Below are 20,120 nucleotides of genomic sequence, written 5' to 3'. Positions count from 1 at the left end.
TATATACCTGTCTCTACGCTGCTAACATTCTAATTCCAGCAGTAACGAAGCTTAACATTCCTATCACTAGTACAATGAACAACCATTTCCGCTCTGGTTTTCTATAATATAAAATTCCACTTATTAGCATTATGATAAATCCACTTACCAGGTTCAGCCACAGTCCATTAAGCATGAATACCCTCTCCATCCATTACATTTAAGAAATATTCTTCTAAGGAACTATGTTTCTTATTAATACTTTCAATTTCCACATCGTTCATAATAAGTGCTTTTGAAATGGCCTGCTGAGACGCTGACGTATCATACACACGAATCATGGTTCCACTCATTATTTTGTAGTTTTTTATACCAAGTTTATCTTCTAAAATATAAGCTGCACGTTTCACATCAGGAACAGTGATTTCAATGTACTCTGTTTGTTTTCCGTTAATACTCTTCATTGAAACTTCTTTTATTAGTTTTCCATTTTGAATCACACCAATTGTATCCGCCATTAGTTCCATCTCACCTAAAATATGACTAGAAACTAATAATGTAATACCGTATTCTTTGCAGAGCATTTTAAATAAGTCTCGTAACTCTTTAATACCAATTGGATCTAAACCGTTAATTGGTTCATCTAAAATGAGCAATTCTGGCTTTGTCACGATTGCCCTTGCAATACCGAGTCGTTGTTTCATCCCTAATGAAAAATCTTTTATTTTTTTATTGTCTATGCCGTGTAGTTTCACTAAATGTAAAGCATGATCAATGCCGTTTTTATCGTAATAGCCCATATATTCACAATGTAATTCTAGGTTTTCCTTCGCCGTTAATTTATCATAAAAGATTGGATATTCGATAATTGTTCCCATTCTTTTTAATACTTCATAAGATGTGTCTGTTAACTTCTCACCGAAAATTTCAATATCGCCGCTCGTCGGTTTTATTAAATTTGCAATCATTTTCATAATTGTTGTTTTACCAGCACCATTCGGTCCTAAGAAACCGTATATCTCTCCTTTTTTCACATGCATGTTAACGCTAGAAATAACTTCTTTTCCTTTAAACACTTTCGTTAACTGGTTCGTTTTTAATATATATGTCATGTCATTTTCCCCTTTCGCGCTGCTCTATATTTCTATAATAGACAACGGAAATCTCTTTTTTCTTACTCGTTCCTTACAAATTCCTTACGCTGAAAAAAAAGCTTGTAGAATTTACTTCTCTACAAGCTAAAACTTCATCTTTGTTAATACAACTGTAAAAATCGTTTTTTCATATGGCTTACTAGAAAGATGAATCTTTCCATCCATCGCTTCCACAAGCCTTTTCGTAATCGTTAATCCCAGGCCGCTTCCTTGGTACAATTTATTTCTTGAGTCTTCAAGTGTATACATACGCTCAAACACTTTATCAATATGAGATTCATCAATTCCTTTTCCTTTATCCCATACGTCTATATACACACTCGTTTCATCATCTCTTAACGTCATACCGAGTGTCTTTCCAGCCTCTCCATATGTAATTGCATTTGATATTAAATTATTTAACACTCTGCCTAATACTTCTGTATTTCCAAGTGCATATATATTTCTTTCAGGTATATCAATATGAACATGAAATCCTTTCGTCGTCACTAAATCATAAAAAGATAAAATCTTCTCGCGGCAAACTTCATTCATATTTACTTTTGTTATCTCTATTGCCTTGTCACCAGATTCTAATTTTGCTAAATCAAAGAACTTATGAATTAGTTCCATCACTTCCAGCGTTTTTATATGAACCTTTTCAAGTAATATTTTCTGTTCTTCTTCATTTATCGTTTTATCCTCATTTAACATTTCTGTATATCCAAGAATAACTGTTAGTGGTGTTTTCAAGTCATGCGAAATATTTGAAAGCATTTTTCTCATCGAAATTTCTACTTTTGCATGATCTGCATTCGTTTTCTGTTTTGCATCTAATAATTGATTAATTGCCACTAATAATTTTTGCAATTCTAGATCATCTGTCATAACGAGTAACGTCTCGCCTGTTTTTTCATTTACAATACTTTCTAATTTTTCATATGTGTATCGTAAGTTTTTGCTACTATTTTTTCTCATCTTATATTGTATGTAAATGATACATAACAATATAAAAATAATGCCCATTAACAGATTGGTCATATTACATCACTTCCAACTTATAGCCGATGCCCCATAACGTTTTAATATATTCTGGATTAGATGGATCACTTTCAATTTTCTCACGCAATCTTCTCATATGAACATTAATAACGTTATCATCACCGTAATACTCTTCATTCCAAACTAACGTATAGATTTGTGCTTTTGTAAATACACGATTTTGATTCTTTACGAACAGTTTTAAAATCTCAAATTCTTTTAAAGTAAGTTTGAGAGGGTTCCCGTTTTTTTCTACAGTAAAATTAATTGGATCGATTGTTAAATCACCAATCTGAATCATCTTTTCTGTTGTTTCCGTAGTCGAATATTTTGTAGACCTCCGAATACCCGCTTTTACACGTGCAGCTAATTCAATCATAGAAAATGGCTTACAAATGTAATCATCTGCCCCAAGTCCTAATCCAACAGCTTTATCAACATCTGTATCTTTTGCTGACATCATTAAAATTGGAACGGCACTTTTTTCTCGAATGATTCGTAAAACCTCTAAGCCATCTAGCTTTGGCATCATAATGTCGAGGATAATCAAATCAAATGAACCTTTTAAATATGTATTTACTCCCTCTTCTCCATCAGACGCGATTGTAACTTGAAAGCCCTCTTTTATTAAATACTTTTCCACCATCTCTTGAATTGAGATATCATCTTCAACTAATAAAATATGATGTGACATATGTCTATCCCCTTTTTACAAACGTTAACAATTCAATTGTATCGTAACTACTACAGACTGGAAACAATTATATGAATTTTCAAACCAACTTCCCTTCCTTCCTTAACAATGATATGATGAAATTCACTACGATTGTTCATAATTAACTTTATATAAAGGAGACTTATCATGTCAGAGAATAAAAAAGTAAGCTTAGCTGATTTAATGCGCGAACAACTTGCTAAGAAAAAGCAAGGAAATGGAAATGGCCAAAATGCAAAAAGTCAAAGCCAAGAAACGAAAAAATTACAAAACCAACAAACGAAAAAAACAAACAACCAACGTAGACGTACAGGTGTATAAATGAACGGACAAAAACGTTCTAATATCGCACCCGGTCTTGAAGTTGATATTGTATTAAAACAAGATCAACGAACAGGCAAATTAACACGTGGAATTGTAAAAGATATTTTAACAAACTCCCCTTCCCATCCGCATGGCATTAAAGTGCGATTGCAGGACGGGCAAGTCGGTAGAGTACAAAATATCGTTCAATAAGAAAAGGAGCTCAAGTAAACCCGAGCTCCTTTTTCTTTATTAGCCTTTAATTTTTTCGATGAAAACTACTTTTAAGTAGTCTCCCTCTTTAAATTGATCAATTGTACGAAAATCTTCTGGTAAAGAATGTTCTTCTAATATTTTGTATTTACCGTTCATTTCTTTAAATGCAGTATCGATAAAGCCTTTAAACTTTTTCATATCAAATGCGCTACAATTTGTAGAAGCAACGATAATACCGTTATTTTCTGTAATCGCGATCGTTTCTTTTAATAAGTTTTTATAATCTTTCGCTGCGCTAAATGTATACTTTTTAGAACGTGCAAAGCTTGGAGGATCTAATACAACCATATCGAACTTCATTTTTTTCTTCGCAGCATATTTAAAGTAAAGGAATACATCTTCTACAATAATATCTTGTGCTTCGTAATCAATTTCGTTGACACTAAATTGTTCAATCGTTTTACTTAAACTACGATTTGCAAGGTCCACACTCGTTGTTTTAGTCGCTCCACCAAGTGCTGCAAATACAGAGAAAGCACCTGTATAAGAGAACATATTTAACACAGTTCTTCCTTGTGCATATGTATCACGAATTTGTTTTCGAACGTTACGCTGATCTAAAAATACACCAACCATTGCTCCGTCATTTAAATAAACCGCAAAGTTCACACCATTCTCTTTTACGATAAGTGGGAACTCACCGCGCTCTCCTGCTACGAAATCATCGCCTTCAATGTATTTCCCTTTCGTATCAAAACGCTTTTTCTCATAAATACCTTTAAAGTTTGCTACTTTTTGAAGCGCCGCTATGATTTCATCTCTAAAAGTATAAATTCCTTCACTATACCAGCTCACTACGTAATAACCGTCATAATAATCGATGATTAAGCCGCCAAGACCATCACCTTCACCATTTAGGACACGGAATGCTGTCGTATCATTTGATTTGTAAAACTGTTTTCGTTTATGTAAGGCAGATTTGATTTTACTTTCAAAGAAAGATTGATTAATTTGTTCACTCTCTTTTCTCGTTAAAATCCAGCCGTATCCTTTATTTTGTTTTCCATAATAGCCTTTTCCGATAAATTGGTTCTTCTCATCTACTACTTTGATGATTGTCCCTTCTTCACGAATATCGTTTAAATTTTGAATTGCATCTTTTAAAATAAGCGGATATCCACTTTTAATTTCTTTTATAAATTTCGGTTTTATTTTTATAGTTACTTCAGATCGCATGTAATGTCTTCCTTTCCATTTGAATGCTTTCTATTAGTAGGAAGCATGTAAAAAACGAGGCCGAAAAACAGCCTCGTTTCACTATACCATATTATCGCTTTGCTAGTACAACCCGCTCAGCCTTACACCTAATCGCAATATATTTACTAACTTATGAAATAAACATCATACTTTCAAAAAAAATTTATATATTTCATTATTGCCATTGACAATGATAATGATTTTCATTATCATTTAATATACATGAGTTCTTGAAAATATAGCTACATTTATAGGAGGAATACACATGATTATTGTTACAAATACAGCTAAAATTACAAAGGGAAATGGACATAAATTAATTGAGCGTTTTAATAAAGTAGGTAAAGTTGAAACGATGCCAGGATTTTTAGGATTAGAAGTTCTTTTAACGCAAAATACAGTTGATTATGATGAAGTAACAATTAGCACTCGCTGGAATGCAAAAGAAGATTTCCAAGGTTGGACAAAGAGCTCAGCATTTAAAGATGCTCACTCACATCAAGGCGGAATGCCAGAATATATTCTTGATAATAAAATTGCTTACTATGATGTAAAAGTTGTACGTATGCCAATGGCTGCAGCACAGTAAAAACAGTTATTTTTTAAGTATAGAATATGAGGAGCGCTATCACTTCTCATATTCTATACTTTTTCTTTAATTTCTTTTCACTAATTTTGCATGTACAACTAGCCTTCCAGCCTCTGGATCAAGCGCATAGTCACATGTAGAAAGTGTTACAATTTCATCATTAGCCGTCAATTCCGTATCCGTTTTGTACAGTGATTTTTCTTGAATTTCCTTTAAGAACGATGTATATGCTGCATCATTTTCAAAATCCGTTTCAATGTAATAAAAGTCCGTTGTTGTCGTATATACTGAAAAAACTTCAACATCGTATCCTTCAAATAATGTATCGTAATATAATTTACGATGGGACATGAAGAATTCTTCATCCAACATTTTTTTTAAACTACCAAACATAGAACCGTCTTTCATACGATGGCCATATAAAATCGTATTTCGATTTTGAGATTTCACATCATTACGATGGTCCATAAAAATGCTTCCTGCTCTCATATCTTCACCTTTGTAATTACGAAATAAATAGTAATCATTATCCTTCGCTTGAACGATTGGATAATTAATTTGTGTATCATCCATCGTAATCCATCCAACTATCTCCGGATTAATTTTTTGGAGAGCTTGAAACTGCTTACGTACTTCCCCATCCTCTGATTTTTCTTCCATTGGACTTCTCTTATAAATATGTTGCGCTTCAGCCATTACTTTACGATTTTCATAATAATCCATGAAAATCCCACCCAATTCATACATTGAATAGAAAAAGATTCCTAAAAACACAATGGTAAGTATGCGTTGAAAAAATGAATTCTTTTTCCGTTCTTTCTTACTATTCAAATTATCACCTCAAAACGGATTATGCTCAGCCTTTAGATTCCCATTGGTACCATGTATAGTCCTGTATCTTCATCCTGCTTTACAACGACATCTACACCATATATTGCTTTAACCATTTCTTCTGTTATTACATCATTAGGATTACCTTTCGTAACAATCTCTCCATCTTTCATAACGATAATATGATCACTGTAACGAATGGCTTGATTAATATCATGTAGTACCATTACAATCGTTAGTCCATACACTTCATTTAACTCTTTCACTAACTCTAATATTTCTATCTGATAATAAATATCTAAATATGTTGTCGGCTCATCTAAGAAAAGCATTGGTGTATTTTGAGCTAATGTCATTGCAATCCAAACTCGCTGTCTCTCTCCGCCTGATAAAGCATAAATTGGCTTATCACGCTTACTTTGTAAATTCGTACATACTAGTGCACGCTCAATCGCTTCTCTATCTTCATCTGTTTGCGGAGAGAAAATATTTTTATATGGCATACGCCCAAAGCTTATTAGCTTTTCCACTGTAATATCTGCTGGAGCCTCATTTTGTTGATGGACAACCGCTAGCTTTCTAGCAAACTCTTTCGGTTTATATTCACTAATCGCTTTCCCATCAAGTATTACTTCTCCACTGCTAGGAGCGTGATTTCTAGACATGACACTAAGTAATGTTGATTTCCCACATCCATTTGGGCCAATAATTGTTGTAATTTTCCCAATTTCTATTTCACTACTAACAGACTTTAAACGATTTGTTACGTTATCGTATGAAAAGGTTACATTTTTAATTTCCATGAACTTTATCACTCTTTCTAAGCAAGAATATTAAGAATGGACCACCAATAACTGCCATAATTGTTGCTGCTGGAATTTCATTAGGTGGCACAATTAACCTTCCAATTGTATCTGCCGTCAAAATTAATAACGCCCCTGCAAGAGCAGAAAATGGAATTAATACTTTATGGTCTGAACCGACTAATTGTCTTGAAATATGAGGAACGAGTAATCCAACGAAAGCAATGACTCCTGCAATCGCTGTTGATACTGCCGCTAAAAGTACTGCAATGGCAGAAATAATAAGACGAACTCTCGTCACGTGCAAGCCTAAGTTTTTCGCAGTCTTATCTTGTAGCGATAATAAGTTACACCAAGCTCCTACGAACAGAGCAAGAATAAGACCAATCGTTCCATAAGTCACCATTATTTCTACATCGCCCCACGTCTTCATTGTTATGTTAGAAGTCGTCGTTTGCTTAATACTCTTAATAAAATATCCACAAATCGTAACGAATGATTCATTTAATCCAGTAAACATTGCATTAATAGCAATACCAATTAAAATAATGCGGAATGGACTTAATCCAGACTTCCATGAAAAAGAGTAAACGAGATAACACGCAAGCGCACCGCCTAAAAATGCGAATACTGGTGTCCAGAAAAAGAATTGCGGAAACAACGTAATAATAACGAGTGTCATAAAACTTGCTCCAGAAGATATCCCGATTACACCAGCATCAGCAAGTGGATTTTTCATAACAGCTTGAAAAAGCACACCTGAAACAGCCAGAGCTGCTCCAGTAAATAGTGCAATAATAATACGTGGGAAACGTAAATCTTTAATCACTTCAACATCTTCATTTCCCCCTGTAAATATCCCTTGTACAAGCTCAACAATACCTACTTCTAAACTCCCTTTCATCGCTGACAATGATGTCATAACAATAAGCAATGCAGTAACAATGAGGAAACTCCAAGTTTTTTTATTCATTCCACTCTTCCTTTATATTAAAATGCATCACGGATACATCATTTTTTTCAATTCATCTAACGCTTCAATTGCTGCTAAATTGCCTGTCGTTCCAAATAAACGCTCCTCTAAATCGTAAACACGGTTATTTTTAACTGCAGCGAAGTGCTTCCAAATGTCATTCGTTTTAAATTCTTTATCGAACATTTTTACAACTTCATCAGGCATACCATGAGCTGCTCGTAAAATAATATCTGGATCAGCTTTCTTTAAGTACTCTGTATTAGAAGCTAAATACTCTACTCGTTCATCTTGTACAATGTTTTTACCACCTAGTTGTTTCACTAAATCTCCAATATAAGAATGCTCTGTTGCTACTAAATAACTTCCTGGCACACCTAACAAAATAAGTACTGTCGGTTCTTTCTTTCCTTTTACTTTTTTTTGAATGCTAGCAACCTTTTTATCTAACTTAGTTACAACTTCTTCAGCCTGCTTTTCACGTCCATATTTCTTACCTAAATCGCTAATAGAATTTTGCATATTTTTCAAGCTTGTTAAATCTAAAAAGTTTGCTTTCATACCCACACCATCAAAAACTGGCTTTAATTCATATTCAAGTGTTGTCACAGATAATACTTCTGACGGCTTAAATGATTTTACCTTTTCCATATCTGGACTCATTGGATTCCCAACTTCAGGTAAACCTTTATATCGCTTTGGTAAAGTTTTAGAACTTGTTGGAACGCCGACTAAATCTACTTCTAACGCATCCATAATTTCAGTAACAGCCACTGTTGTTGCAACAATGCGCTCTTTACTCTCACTCTTTACCTGCTTTGCTGTTTCTTTTTTGGGTGATGAGCACCCGGCTATACTCATTAACAAAATGATAGCCATTAGTACACTTGCAATTTTCTTCACTCTCAATCACCACTCCTTTCCATACAATATGAAACAAGTCTTGATGCACGCGAACATGCATCAAGACTCCAAAAATTACAATCTACCCGCTCTATATTTACGAACTAGTAAAGCAAGTGAACCTAGCAGTAACACCATGTATAAACCAAGTTGTGCAGTATCTGCAGTTTTTGAGTTTTTCTCTTTTTTTGTATCATTATCTGTAGCATTGTTTTTCTTCTTATCATCTGCATTTCGATTAAAATCAGGATTACCTACTGTTTTTACATTATCTACTTTCGGTGTAGTCACTGGATTTTTTGGTTCATTTTTTGGATCCTCTTTAATAGTTCCTAACGCACCAATATTATTTGTATCAAATTGAATTTGTACATCGTAGAAATGATGGTAGTTCATCTCATCGATGTCTACCTTTACTTTTGCGTTTAATTTTTTAAATAGATCTTCTACTTCAAACTGTACTACTCGCGTATTTGCATTTTTATCTTCGCTTATTACTTTCGCATCAGCGAATAGCTCATTGTTTTCCGTTTGGAATTTCGTAATCCACACGCTATTTTTCAGCGTCATCTCAATGTATTTTTTACCATCTTTTACGATTAATTTCGCTGGATTTACAACATAGTCATGCATCTTTGAAATCTCATCTGTTTTATCTTTTAATACTTTAAATGTAATATCATATTGACCGTCTACTAAATTTTTCGGATCAACTATTACTTTCGGTTTATTATTTCCACCTTGGTTATCATTTCCGCCTTGCTTGTCGTTTCCACCTTGGTTGTTGTTTCCGCCTTGCTTGTCGCTTCCACCTTGATTCCCTAAAGCTTTAATACTATCTTGATCAAATACAAATTGAACATCGTAGACATGGTGATAATTCATTGAATCAATATCTACTTTTACTTTTGCATTTAATTTTTTAGACAAATCGTTTACTTCTACTTCTACTACTCTTGTATTTTGTTCTTTATTTTCACTTAACACTTTTGTATTAACGAAAGAACCATTCTTCTCAAATTCAAATTTCGTAATCCATGTACTATTTGTTAATGTAAACGATACATATTTCTTACCATCTTTTACTTTTAATACACCTGGACTTTTTGTGTATGTGTTCATCATTGAGATTTCATCTGTTTGATTTTTTAACACTTTAAAGCCAATGCTGTATTCACCATCTTTAAGAGCTTTTGGATCAATTGTTGTGTTATTATCTTGCTTGTCGTTTCCACCTTGGTTGTCGTTTCCGCCTTGGTTGTCGTTTCCACCTTGGTTGTCGTTTCCACCTTGGTTGTTGTTTCCGCCTTGGTTGTCGTTTCCGCCTTGGTTGTCGTTTCCGCCTTGGTTGTCGTTTCCACCTTGGTTGTCGTTTCCGCCTTGGTTGTCGTTTCCACCTTGGTTGTCGTTTCCGCCTTGGTTGTCGTTTCCGCCTTGGTTGTCGTTTCCGCCTTGGTTATTTAACGGCTTAATGCTACCTTTATCAAATGCAAATTGAATATCGTAAAAATGGTGATAATTCATTGAATCGATATCTACTTTTACTTTTGCATTTAACTTTTTCGATAAATCCGGTACTTCTACTTCCACTACGCGTGTATCAGCTTTTTTATCTTCACTTATTACATTTGCATCAACAAACGAACTATTTTTCTCAAATTCAAACTTTGTAATCCAAGCACTATTCGTTAACGTAAAGGATACATACTTCTTACCATCTTTTACTTTTAACACACCTGGACTTTTTGTATATGTGTTCATCATTGAAATTTCTTCTGTTTGATCTTTTAATGTTTTAAAATTGATGCTGTATTCACCATCTTTAATTGTTTCAGCATCTGGTTTTTTATTTTCATCTGGTTTTTCTGCTTCTGGTTTTTCTACTTCTGGTTTTTTCTCTTCATTTTTAATTTTTTCAAGTTTATCTTGTTCAAATAAAAGTTGTACATCATGCGTTTGCTTATAATTTCTTGATGCCATTTCGATAAATACTTTTGTATTTAGTTTTTTAGATAAATCGTTTACTTCAAACTCTACTACTCTTGTATCTTTTTCCTTATCCTCACTCACTACTTTTGCATCAACAAATGCACCATCTTTTTCCGTTTGGAAATTTTTAATTAATGAGCTACTTTTTAGTGTTATAACGGCTTTTTTCTTACCATTTTCTACTTTTAATACTCCTGGATTTACCATGTAACTATTCATCTTGGATTCTTCATCTGTTTGATCTTTGAACACTTTAAATGGAATGCTGTACTCACCATCTGTAATTGTGTTAGAATTTGGTTGTTGATCTGGGTCAGGCTTTTGGTCGGGCTTCTGACTCGGATCAGGTTTTTCATTTGGATCTGGCTTATTAGCTGGGTCCTCTTTTTCATTTGGCTTTTCTACATGAACGGGTTTAATACTATTTTGATCAAAGACAATGCGCACATCATAGTCATGATGATAATTTAAAAAATCAATATCTACTTTTACTTTTGCATTTAATACCTTCTCTACATCTTCCACATCAAATTCTACTACTCTTGTATCTTTTTCTTTATCTTCACTAATTACATTTGTCTCAACAAGTTGGCCTGCTTTTTCTGTTTCAAACTTCGTAATCCATGAACTATTCGTTAATGTAAAGGATACTTTCTTTTTCCCATCCTTCACTTTTAAAGTTCCCGGGCTTACTGAATATTGATTCATCATCGATTCTTCATCTGATGTATCTTTTAAAACTTTGAAGCCAATTGAATATTCACCGTCAGCTAACTTGGTAGCTGCTTGAACTGCAAGTGGTTGTAATGTTGATACAAATGTAAATATCATTAGACACATTGCAACAACAATCTTAAGATACTTGTTCAATGAAATAACGCTCCTTTATAAAAAATTAATTATTTAACACTGTTCCCATCAAATACAAAGCGAATATCATATGAAGCATTGTAATTAATAATTGGGATATTAATTTTCACCTTGCCGTTTAGTTTTTTTGACAAGTCAGCAACTTCAAATTCTACAACTCTAGTATTATCTGTTTTGTTTTCACTTAACACGGTTGTTTCTATAAATTGACCATCTTTTTCTACTTGGAAACTTTTAATAGAAGAACTATCTTTCACTTTAAATGAAACATATTGTTTTCCATTTTTAACTGTTAATGTTGCTGGGCTTTCAAAATAACTATTCATTCTAGATGATTCATCTTTATCGCCTTTCCATACAGTAAAAGCAATATTATATTTCCCATCAGCTAGTTTTGTAGCAGCCTTTGCATCTTGTGAACCTAGTGTTGCGATAAACGTAAATAAAACAGCAAATACGGCAATAATCATTTTAAATTGTTTAAACATATATTCATCACCCTTCGAAATATTTATTTGTTTAGCTTCGCTTTACGAATTAAGAAAACACCTGAAACAAGAAGTAACGCTGCAAAGAATCCGATACGTGCTTCGTCTCCCGTTTTTGGATTATCTGTTTTTTCAGCTTTTCCACTCTCATTTGTTTCTTTATTCGCTTCTTTATTCTCTACTTTCGTTTTTTCTTCTTTTACTTGTGTATCTGTTTTCGCTTGGTCATTATTTTTTGTTGCAGCAACTACACCGTTATCGCCACCTACAGCTTTTACATTTGCATCAAATGCAAAACGAATTGTATAGTGGTGGTCATAGTTTGCACTTGGTACAACAACATGAATTTTTACTCCCAACGGCTTTGATAGATCATCAACTTTAAATTCAACCGTTCTTTTATCAGCCGCTTCGTCCTTACTCACTACTTTTGCATCAACAAAATTTCCATTCTCCGGTGCTTTAAATTCTGTAATCCAAGCACTATGGTTCATTGGAACTTGAACTTTCATCTCACCATTTTTTACAACTAACTTAGCTGGCTTTTCAAAATAATCATTTGCCATTGAAGCTGACTCGTTTTCCGCTTTTTGTATTACGTAGTTAATATCATACGTACCGTCAGCTAATTTTGCTGAAGCTTGTCCGAACGGCACTACAAGAAAAGCTAGCATACATACAAATGTCATAATAAAAGCGGGTAATACAGAAAACTTTTTCATTTTTCTTGTTTCCTCCTTGTTTATCTTGCATTTCACTTTTTGAAAATGATAATTATTCTCAATTTATAAGAAAAAAATAACCTTTTCCACCTATATTTAATTAGCATTCTTTTATGTAACATAAGTATTATTGATTATCATTCTCATTGAATATTAAAAATAATATCTCACCCTATTCCTTATACGAAGGCATAGAAACTGAGAAAAAATTATAAAACTTATTCATTGATTATCATTCTCAATATAAATCAAAAAAAATAAACTATCCCTTTTCCTCTTCTTTCACCTCTTCCCATAACAACACTATAGTTATAGAAACCCCTTTCCTTCACTTCCCTTCCAATATTTCCACAACTAAGTCAATCTTAGCCTACTCATAAATTTTTTGTCAACTATATTACGTATAAAATTTTTAATATCTGAATTTCTCTATATGTGGCTTTTTCTACAAAAAAAAGAGACTTTCTATTATAGAAAGCCTCTTTTCTCTATTTTTCTACAGCAATTTCCTGCTTTTGAAACTTAGAAACTATATAACCAAATCCTATACCGATTATGCCTGGAACTAACCAACCAATTCCTACACTATATAATGGAATTTTATCTAAAATAGGTGCTAGCGCTGCAATTTGAAGGTTTGCATTGTGTAATCCATCAAAGAAACTAATTGCGAACGCTCCTACAATACCACCCACATACATCGCTAATGGAAGACGAACGTAGTTTTCAACAAGTGATAATACGATAAGAACGATTCCAATTGGATAAATGGCGATTAAGATTGGTAATGCTAATGCGTTTAACTGCGTTAAACCAAGATTGGCTACCATAAATGCTAGTACACAGAAAATGAAAACGACTTTTTGATATGAAAGCTTTGGTAATAAGGAAGAGAAATATTCTCCACAAGCTGCAACAATACCTACAGAAGTTGTTAAACATGCTGCTGTAATTGCGATACCTAGTAATAATGTTCCGTAACTACCAAATAAATGATTTACAACGTTTGTTAAAATAATGCCTCCGTTTGCGCCCATTCCAAGCGATACACTAGAAGCTCCAAGATACGCAAGCGCTAAATACACAAGTAGTAAACCAAGTGCTGCAATAAATCCTGCAAAGATTGTTACTTTCGCAATGCTATTCTTATTTGTAACACCTTTTGCTTTTAAAGCATTAATGACAACATTTCCGAAAACAAGTGCTGCCAGTCCATCTAAAGTTAAATATCCGTCAATAAAACCTTTGAAAAGAGGAGCACTATACGCTTCTGTCGGTGAACCAAATTCTCCAATTGGTGTAATAAGTGCTTTACCTACAATAATTGCAATAACAGCTAATAAAATTGGAGTTAACACTTTACCGATGCGTCCCACTAATTTTGAAGGATTTAAAGCTAAATAGAAAGTTACCGCAAAGAAAATAAATGTAAAGATAACAAGTGGATAGGATTGGCTAGCTATCTCACTTGGTAAAAATGGTGCAACACTCATTTCATAAGCAACTGTCCCTGTACGCGGAACGCTTACGAATACGCCTAAGCATAAATAAATTGCAGTGATAAAAACAAGTGCGAAGATAGGATGCACACGTCCTGCTAGCTCATTAATATCTCCCTTTAGAGCTATAACGATTACCCCTAATAAAGGCAATCCAACACCTGTTACGATAAAACCAAATAATGCGATCCATACATCTGTTCCAGCACCTTGTCCTAACGCTGGTGGAAAAATCATATTACCTGCACCGAAAAATAGTGCAAATAACATTAAACTTATTGCAAACATCTCAGAAAATTTTAAAGATGATTTCATTTCTACTAACCTCCTAAATAATTAATTGACAAAATATTCTGAATTAAAATCCGTCACATCTCCTCTTTCAAGCATACTTCCCCGTAAAAGAACGCAAAAAACACCCGTCCCTAACAAAGGGACGAGTGTTGAAATCGTGGTTCCACCCTTATTCTAATAAAATGAATTTATAACGAAATAAGCTCATTTTATAGCTCGTGTAAATTGATAACGGTTTTATCCGCCAAGAATTACAATGCATCATGCATGCAGTTCACTCTTGAAGTTTAGAGGTGGTAAGATTGTCTTTTCGTATTAGGAAGCTCACAGCCTAAGGCTTCCCTCTCTGAGAATCGTAGAAAACAACTCATGTCCTCATCATTACTTTTATAAAATATCTTGTCGAAACTTGTTGTTTTTTATTATATGGGCTATTTTTTAAAAAATCAATAGTTTTATTTTTTCTGACAAAAAAATATAGTGAGAAAATTTTTCCTCCCTATAACTGCCCTATTAAAATTTCTAACTCTTCAGCCGTAACGCTCCGCCACTTTCCCACTTCAAGCTCATGTAATTCTATATTCATAATGCGCACTCGCTTTAGCTTTGTTACAGTAAACCCGAAAGCACGGCTCATTCTACGAATTTGCCTGTTCATTCCTTGTGTTAAAACGATGCGAAATGTAGATTGGCCGACTCTCGTCACTTTGCATGGCTTCGTCATTCCATCTTTAATCTTTACACCGTTGGACATCTCATCAATAAACCAATCTGTAAAAGGTTTATCTACCGTCACAACGTATTCTTTCTCATGCTCGTGATCTCCGTGTAAAATTTGATTCGCAATCGCGCCATCATTCGTTAATAAAATAAGTCCTTCCGATGCTTTATCTAATCGTCCAACGGGAAAGATTCGCTCTGGGTAATTGATATAATCAATAATATTATCTTCAATATGATCGGCTGCTGTACAAGTAATTCCAACTGGTTTATGAAAAGCGATATACACCTTTTCTTTCTCTTCTTTTGCAATAACCTGCCCATCAATCGTTACAACATCATCATCGCTCACGAGAGCACCGTGCGTACAAATTTCGCCGTTAATAGCCACGCGTCCAGCTTTAATAAGACGATCTGTTTCGCGTCTTGAGCAGGATTTTGCTTCGCTTATGTATTGGTTGATTTTCATATTTTGTTCCTTTTCGTATATTAAAAGCGTCAATCTATGGCAATATCATTATGCCACGATTGACGCTCCTTCACTTCGCAAAAACAACTAAATAAATAACCCCAATCACCAAAAATATTCCACAACAAGCTAACAATGCTTTTGCAAGTTTGTCCATAAACATATAATGGTTTCCCCTTTGTTTCGTTGTTTGCTATTTTAATTCGACAACTGTTACGCCTAGGCCTCCCTCGCCCATGTCACCGTAACGGTAGTTTTTCACGCCGCGATGTTTTTTCAAGTAATCTTGTACACCTTGGCGAAGCGCTCCTGTTCCTTTACCGTGAATGATTGATACACGAGGATAGCTTGCAAGCTGTGCATCGTCTAAATATTTTTCAACGCGCATCATTGCATCTTCATAACGCTCACCGCGAAGGTCAAGCTCTAACGACACATGATAATCTCTACCCTTCACACTTGCGACTGCTTTTTTCTCTGTTTGCTTCGGTGTATTAATGTATTCCATATTGGATTCTTTCACTTTCATCTTCAGAATACCAATTTGTACGCTCCACTCTGTATCACTTACTTTTTCAAGTAATTGACCTTTTTGACCGAACGTTAATACTTTTACTTCATCGCCTGCACGTAATTGTTGTTTTGGCGCTGTGTTTTTCACATTCACTTTTTGTTTCTTCACAAGCTCTGGCGCTGCACCTTCTAGACGGCTCTTCGCTTCAATAAGCTCGTGATCTTTCACGTTTACAAGCTGTGCTTTGCGCAATTGACGAAGTTCGTGAATAATGCCCTCTGCTTCTTTCTTCGCAGCTTCGACTTTTTCTTCCCCTTCTTTTTGCGCTTTTAACAATTTTTCATCACGCTCTTCGTTAAATTCAATAATTTGACGCTGTAATTCGCGATGAAGTTTTTCAGATTGCTTACGAAGCGCTTCTGCTTCGTTCCAGTCACGCTCTGCGTTCTTTTGACTTTCTTCTAACTTCGCAATCATATTTTCAATTTTATTTGTATCCGTACTAATATGGTTACGCGCTTGATCAATAACGCGATCAGATAATCCGAGGCGCTTCGAAATTTCAAAGGCGTTACTACGTCCTGGTACACCGATTAATAATTTATACGTTGGGCTTAATGTGTTCACATCGAACTCAACACTCGCATTAATAACTTGCTCACGGTTATATCCGTATGCTTTTAATTCCGGGTAATGCGTCGTTGCAACAACGCGAGCACCACGATTACATACTTCATCTAAAATTGAAATTGCTAGTGCAGCCCCTTCTTGCGGGTCTGTTCCAGCACCTAATTCATCGAATAAAACTAAGCTTTCAAAATCAGCTTTTTCTAAAATATCTACAATGTTCACCATATGTGAGGAGAACGTACTTAAACTTTGTTCAATCGATTGCTCATCACCGATATCAGCGAAAATATTTTTAAATACACAAATCTCTGACTCATCCATTACTGGAATATGAAGACCAGATTGCGCCATTAATACACAAATACCAACCGTTTTCAGCGTAACTGTTTTACCACCTGTATTCGGTCCTGTAATTACAATTGTTGTGAAATCTTTACCGAGCATAATGTTATTTGGCACAATAATTTCCGGATCAATAAGCGGATGACGCGCTTGTCTTAAATCCATGTAGCGCTCGTTATTTACGATTGGCTTCGTTGCTTTAATTCGCTTCGCATAAAAAGCTTTTGCAAAAATGAAGTCAAGATTTGCAACTACTTCTACGTTAGACAAAACAATGTCAGCTTCTACTGCCACTTCTTCTGTTAACATTAATAAGATGCGTTCGATTTCTTGTTTTTCTTTCACACGTGCTTCTTGAAGTGCGTTATTTAATTCTACAATTACTTGTGGTTCAATAAATAACGTTTGTCCAGAAGCAGATTGATCGTGAACAATACCACCATATACACCGCGGTATTCTTGTTTTACCGGGATTACGTAACGTTCGTTACGGATCGTTACAATCGCATCAGATAACATCTTTTGTGCGTTTGAAGAACGCGTCATATTCTCTAACTTTTCACGAATACGGCTTTCCGCAGTACGAATTTGGTTACGAATACCACGTAGTTTATCACTTGCGCTATCGACTACTTCACCGCCATCACCAATACAATTTGTAATTTTCTTTTCTAAGTCATATAAAGATACAATTTGAGCGACGTGAGTTTCTAAAATCGGAAGCTCGACACCATTATCAACCATATCTTCGATAAAACGTTTCATATTGCGACTACCATACATCGTATTTGCAATATCAAGTAGTTCATTTGGGCTTAACATACTTCCGATTTTTGCACGCTTCACATTTGAGCGAACATCAGTAATACCACCTAATGGCGCACTCCCTTTTAAACGAATTACTTTCGCCGCTTCATCCGTCGTATCTTGTAGTTCTACAATTTCTTCAAAATCAGTGCTCGGTACTAAATTCTTCACTTTGTCACGACCAAGTGAAGAGGCTGTATGTTCAAGTAATTGTTCTTTTACTTTATTGTATTCTAATACACGCAACGTTCTTTCTAACATGTTGCAGGTCCCCCTTGTGTTACTTATTACGTTTAATATAGTCTAATAAACGTTCAATATCCCACGTGTTAATCACGTTATCTTTTTGAACCCAACCTTTACGTGCTGCTGCTACACCTGTTTCCATGTCTTCTAACATTTCAAGTGTATGAGCATCCGTATTAATCGCTACTTTTACACCAGCATCTTGTGCTTGTTTTAATAATTTCGCGCTTAAATCTAGACGGTTCGGATTTGCATTTAATTCTAAAACTGTATTTGTTTCTTTTGCGAGTTCAATTAATAAATCTGTGTCTACATCGTAACCCTCGCGACGTCCAAGAAGGCGTCCTGTCGGGTGAGCAATCATTGTAACATGTTTATTCTCAAGTGCAGCGCGAAGACGCTTCATAATCGTTTCACGGTCTTGTGAGAAGCTAGAGTGGATAGCTCCAATAACATAATCTAATTCTGCTAATACTTCATCATCAAAATCAAGTGATGCATCCGGTAAAATGTCCATTTCAATTCCGCGTAAAATTGTAATGTCTGGATACTTTTCATTCATGCGTTCAATTTCTTTCGCTTGTTCACGAAGACGCTCTTTCGTTAAACCGTTCGCTACTTTCAAGTATTGTGAGTGATCAGTAATCGCCATAAACTTATATCCACGGGCACGACATGCCTGTACCATTTCTTCAATAGAAAAAGCACCGTCACTCCACGTTGTATGCATATGTAAATCACCTTGTATATCAGAAAACTGAATTAAGTTTGGATACTCTTTAATTAATTCAATTTCTTTTCCATCTTCACGCACTTCTGGTGGGATAAATGGAAGACCGAAATGAGCAAAAAATTCTTCCTCAGTCTCGAATGTTTTTACTTCACCTGTTTCCAAGTTCTCTACACCGTACTCACTAATTTTTTCGCCTTTATCTTTTGCAATTTGGCGCATTTTTACGTTATGGTCTTTTGATCCTGTGAAATGGTGAAGCGTTGTAATAAACTCTTCTGGTTTTACTAAACGGAAATCGATTGAAATATCATATTCGTATTGAAGACGAACAGAAACTTTCGTATCTCCACTTGCAATTACTTCAATCATATTATCGAATTGCAATAAATGTTCACGTACTGCTGCTGGTTCTGTCGTTGCAATAATGAAATCTAAATCCTTCACTGTCTCACGAACACGGCGTAAGCTACCAGCGCGAGAAAAACGAATTACTTCGGTAATATTCGACAACTTCTCCTCTATTTCCCCGGCAATAGGTAATACCATCGCAATCGGTAAACGTTCTGGACGAGATCCTACTTGATCAATTGCTTCTAATATCTTCTCTTCTGTTTTCTTACCGAAACCTGCTAAAGCTTGTACTTTATTTTCCTCACAAACAGCTTTTAACGATTCCATATCCACAACACCAAGTTCTTTGTATAACTTAGCTACCTTTTTACCACCAAGGCCCGGAAGTTTTAATAAAGGTAACAAACTGCTTGGCACTTCTTTTTCAAGTTCTTGTAATACTTCAGATGTTCCCGATTCTATATATTCTTGAATAACTGCTGCCGTTCCTTTTCCGATACCTGGAATCTTTGTGAAATCTTCAATTTCAGAAAGACTACGATCATCACTTTCTAGTGCTGCTGCTGCTTTACGAAATGCAGATATTTTAAATGGATTCGCACCCTTTAATTCCATAAAAAGCCCGATTGTCTCTAGTAATTTAATAACTTGTTTTTTATTTACTTTCATCATTGCCCCGCCTTTCTTTCATAGAAAAAAACTT

At 34.8% G+C, this 20,120-nt stretch carries 19 protein-coding genes and 1 other annotated feature; of the genes, 3 read left to right on the top strand and 16 right to left on the bottom strand.

The window, feature by feature from the left end:
- Positions 1-13 precede the first annotated feature (13 nt).
- The 4 genes from ACS2MN_RS17645 to ACS2MN_RS17630 all read right to left on the bottom strand — a co-directional run bounded on the left by ACS2MN_RS17645 (position 14) and on the right by ACS2MN_RS17630 (position 2,847).
- The gene (locus ACS2MN_RS17645; RefSeq protein WP_346994398.1) at positions 14-175 is read right to left on the bottom strand and encodes a hypothetical protein; all 162 of its coding nucleotides are present in this window, start codon (positions 173-175) and stop codon (positions 14-16) included.
- Positions 168-1,091, bottom strand: coding sequence for an ABC transporter ATP-binding protein (locus ACS2MN_RS17640; protein ID WP_000221075.1), 924 nt, complete (start codon positions 1,089-1,091; stop codon positions 168-170). Before ACS2MN_RS17640 ends, ACS2MN_RS17645 begins: the two co-directional genes overlap by 8 nt.
- 126 nt (positions 1,092-1,217) lie before the next feature.
- Positions 1,218-2,153 carry a HAMP domain-containing histidine kinase gene (locus ACS2MN_RS17635; protein ID WP_000183219.1) on the bottom strand — a complete coding sequence of 312 codons (936 nt, stop codon included), beginning with the start codon at positions 2,151-2,153 and terminating at the stop codon, positions 1,218-1,220.
- Position 2,154: 1 nt separating this feature from the next.
- Entirely contained in the window at positions 2,155-2,847 is a 693-nt protein-coding gene (locus ACS2MN_RS17630) for a response regulator transcription factor (protein ID WP_098954061.1), read from the bottom strand.
- Positions 2,848-3,015: 168 nt separating this feature from the next.
- Between ACS2MN_RS17630 and ACS2MN_RS17625 the strand changes: the two genes are divergently transcribed.
- Both ACS2MN_RS17625 and ACS2MN_RS17620 read left to right on the top strand, forming a co-directional pair.
- Entirely contained in the window at positions 3,016-3,189 is a 174-nt protein-coding gene (locus ACS2MN_RS17625; protein WP_001293579.1) for a hypothetical protein, read from the top strand.
- Positions 3,190-3,384 carry a YwbE family protein gene (locus ACS2MN_RS17620; protein ID WP_001014310.1) on the top strand — a complete coding sequence of 65 codons (195 nt, stop codon included), beginning with the start codon at positions 3,190-3,192 and terminating at the stop codon, positions 3,382-3,384.
- Between the two features lie 39 nt (positions 3,385-3,423).
- On the opposite strand, the gene ACS2MN_RS17615 is transcribed toward ACS2MN_RS17620, so the two are convergent.
- Positions 3,424-4,623 carry a class I SAM-dependent rRNA methyltransferase gene (locus ACS2MN_RS17615; RefSeq protein WP_001255942.1) on the bottom strand — a complete coding sequence of 400 codons (1,200 nt, stop codon included), beginning with the start codon at positions 4,621-4,623 and terminating at the stop codon, positions 3,424-3,426.
- A gap of 286 nt (positions 4,624-4,909) precedes the next feature.
- Here ACS2MN_RS17615 and isdG point away from each other — a divergent pair, with 286 nt between their 5' ends.
- Positions 4,910-5,233: a heme oxygenase gene (isdG, locus tag ACS2MN_RS17610; RefSeq protein WP_000587821.1), complete on the top strand. Its 324-nt coding sequence runs from the start codon at positions 4,910-4,912 to the stop codon at positions 5,231-5,233.
- 66 nt (positions 5,234-5,299) lie between these two features.
- Here isdG and srtB read toward each other — a convergent pair whose 3' ends face one another.
- The 11 genes from srtB to polX form a co-directional block, all read right to left on the bottom strand.
- Complete coding sequence (gene srtB, locus ACS2MN_RS17605; RefSeq protein WP_002106599.1) at positions 5,300-6,064, bottom strand: class B sortase; 765 nt, start codon at positions 6,062-6,064, stop codon at positions 5,300-5,302.
- A gap of 32 nt (positions 6,065-6,096) precedes the next feature.
- Positions 6,097-6,867 carry an ABC transporter ATP-binding protein gene (locus tag ACS2MN_RS17600; protein WP_000403759.1) on the bottom strand — a complete coding sequence of 257 codons (771 nt, stop codon included), beginning with the start codon at positions 6,865-6,867 and terminating at the stop codon, positions 6,097-6,099.
- Entirely contained in the window at positions 6,857-7,840 is a 984-nt protein-coding gene (locus ACS2MN_RS17595; RefSeq protein WP_088055315.1) for a FecCD family ABC transporter permease, read from the bottom strand. The genes ACS2MN_RS17600 and ACS2MN_RS17595 overlap by 11 nt, the downstream gene beginning before the upstream one ends.
- A gap of 27 nt (positions 7,841-7,867) precedes the next feature.
- On the bottom strand, positions 7,868-8,749 hold the full coding sequence (isdE, locus tag ACS2MN_RS17590) for a heme ABC transporter substrate-binding protein IsdE (protein WP_346994401.1): 882 nt from the start codon (positions 8,747-8,749) through the stop codon (positions 7,868-7,870).
- 69 nt (positions 8,750-8,818) lie between these two features.
- Positions 8,819-11,602 carry an NEAT domain-containing protein gene (locus ACS2MN_RS17585; RefSeq protein ID WP_438894731.1) on the bottom strand — a complete coding sequence of 928 codons (2,784 nt, stop codon included), beginning with the start codon at positions 11,600-11,602 and terminating at the stop codon, positions 8,819-8,821.
- Between the two features lie 29 nt (positions 11,603-11,631).
- Positions 11,632-12,090: an NEAT domain-containing protein gene (locus ACS2MN_RS17580; RefSeq protein ID WP_000476174.1), complete on the bottom strand. Its 459-nt coding sequence runs from the start codon at positions 12,088-12,090 to the stop codon at positions 11,632-11,634.
- A gap of 23 nt (positions 12,091-12,113) precedes the next feature.
- Complete coding sequence (gene isdC / locus ACS2MN_RS17575) at positions 12,114-12,812, bottom strand: heme uptake protein IsdC (RefSeq protein ID WP_000714739.1); 699 nt, start codon at positions 12,810-12,812, stop codon at positions 12,114-12,116.
- Between the two features lie 488 nt (positions 12,813-13,300).
- Positions 13,301-14,626, bottom strand: coding sequence for a branched-chain amino acid transport system II carrier protein BrnQ6 (gene brnQ6 / locus ACS2MN_RS17570; protein ID WP_000842656.1), 1,326 nt, complete (start codon positions 14,624-14,626; stop codon positions 13,301-13,303).
- Positions 14,627-14,740: 114 nt separating this feature from the next.
- Positions 14,741-14,996 (bottom strand) — a binding site (T-box leader).
- A 108-nt stretch (positions 14,997-15,104) separates the two neighbouring features.
- Positions 15,105-15,794 carry a 23S rRNA pseudouridine(2604) synthase RluF gene (locus ACS2MN_RS17565; RefSeq protein WP_000700726.1) on the bottom strand — a complete coding sequence of 230 codons (690 nt, stop codon included), beginning with the start codon at positions 15,792-15,794 and terminating at the stop codon, positions 15,105-15,107.
- Between the two features lie 193 nt (positions 15,795-15,987).
- Positions 15,988-18,348, bottom strand: a complete 2,361-nt coding sequence (locus tag ACS2MN_RS17560; RefSeq protein ID WP_000893740.1) for an endonuclease MutS2 — start codon at positions 18,346-18,348, stop codon at positions 15,988-15,990.
- Between the two features lie 19 nt (positions 18,349-18,367).
- Positions 18,368-20,086: a DNA polymerase/3'-5' exonuclease PolX gene (gene polX, locus ACS2MN_RS17555; protein WP_346994403.1), complete on the bottom strand. Its 1,719-nt coding sequence runs from the start codon at positions 20,084-20,086 to the stop codon at positions 18,368-18,370.
- Positions 20,087-20,120 lie beyond the last annotated feature (34 nt).

The sequence above is a fragment of the Bacillus cereus group sp. BceL062 genome (assembly GCF_051780025.1).
Lineage (GTDB): Bacteria > Bacillota > Bacilli > Bacillales > Bacillaceae_G > Bacillus_A > Bacillus_A toyonensis.
Note: the sequence above shows the minus strand (reverse complement) of the source record. Positions and strands in the feature narration are given on the sequence as shown.

Bases quoted from the DNA above. Each gene is read 5' to 3' on its own strand.
- ACS2MN_RS17645 (WP_346994398.1), bottom strand. From the start codon at position 175: ATGCTTAATGGACTGTGGCTGAACCTGGTAAGTGGATTTATCATAATG.
- ACS2MN_RS17640 (WP_000221075.1), bottom strand. From the start codon at position 1,091: ATGACATATATATTAAAAACGAACCAGTTAACGAAAGTGTTTAAAGGA.
- ACS2MN_RS17635 (WP_000183219.1), bottom strand. From the start codon at position 2,153: ATGACCAATCTGTTAATGGGCATTATTTTTATATTGTTATGTATCATT.
- ACS2MN_RS17630 (WP_098954061.1), bottom strand. From the start codon at position 2,847: ATGTCACATCATATTTTATTAGTTGAAGATGATATCTCAATTCAAGAG.
- ACS2MN_RS17625 (WP_001293579.1), top strand. From the start codon at position 3,016: ATGTCAGAGAATAAAAAAGTAAGCTTAGCTGATTTAATGCGCGAACAA.
- ACS2MN_RS17620 (WP_001014310.1), top strand. From the start codon at position 3,190: ATGAACGGACAAAAACGTTCTAATATCGCACCCGGTCTTGAAGTTGAT.
- ACS2MN_RS17615 (WP_001255942.1), bottom strand. From the start codon at position 4,623: ATGCGATCTGAAGTAACTATAAAAATAAAACCGAAATTTATAAAAGAA.
- isdG (WP_000587821.1), top strand. From the start codon at position 4,910: ATGATTATTGTTACAAATACAGCTAAAATTACAAAGGGAAATGGACAT.
- ACS2MN_RS17600 (WP_000403759.1), bottom strand. From the start codon at position 6,867: ATGGAAATTAAAAATGTAACCTTTTCATACGATAACGTAACAAATCGT.
- ACS2MN_RS17595 (WP_088055315.1), bottom strand. From the start codon at position 7,840: ATGAATAAAAAAACTTGGAGTTTCCTCATTGTTACTGCATTGCTTATT.
- ACS2MN_RS17580 (WP_000476174.1), bottom strand. From the start codon at position 12,090: ATGTTTAAACAATTTAAAATGATTATTGCCGTATTTGCTGTTTTATTT.
- isdC (WP_000714739.1), bottom strand. From the start codon at position 12,812: ATGAAAAAGTTTTCTGTATTACCCGCTTTTATTATGACATTTGTATGT.
- brnQ6 (WP_000842656.1), bottom strand. From the start codon at position 14,626: ATGAAATCATCTTTAAAATTTTCTGAGATGTTTGCAATAAGTTTAATG.
- ACS2MN_RS17565 (WP_000700726.1), bottom strand. From the start codon at position 15,794: ATGAAAATCAACCAATACATAAGCGAAGCAAAATCCTGCTCAAGACGC.
- ACS2MN_RS17560 (WP_000893740.1), bottom strand. From the start codon at position 18,348: ATGTTAGAAAGAACGTTGCGTGTATTAGAATACAATAAAGTAAAAGAA.
- polX (WP_346994403.1), bottom strand. From the start codon at position 20,086: ATGAAAGTAAATAAAAAACAAGTTATTAAATTACTAGAGACAATCGGG.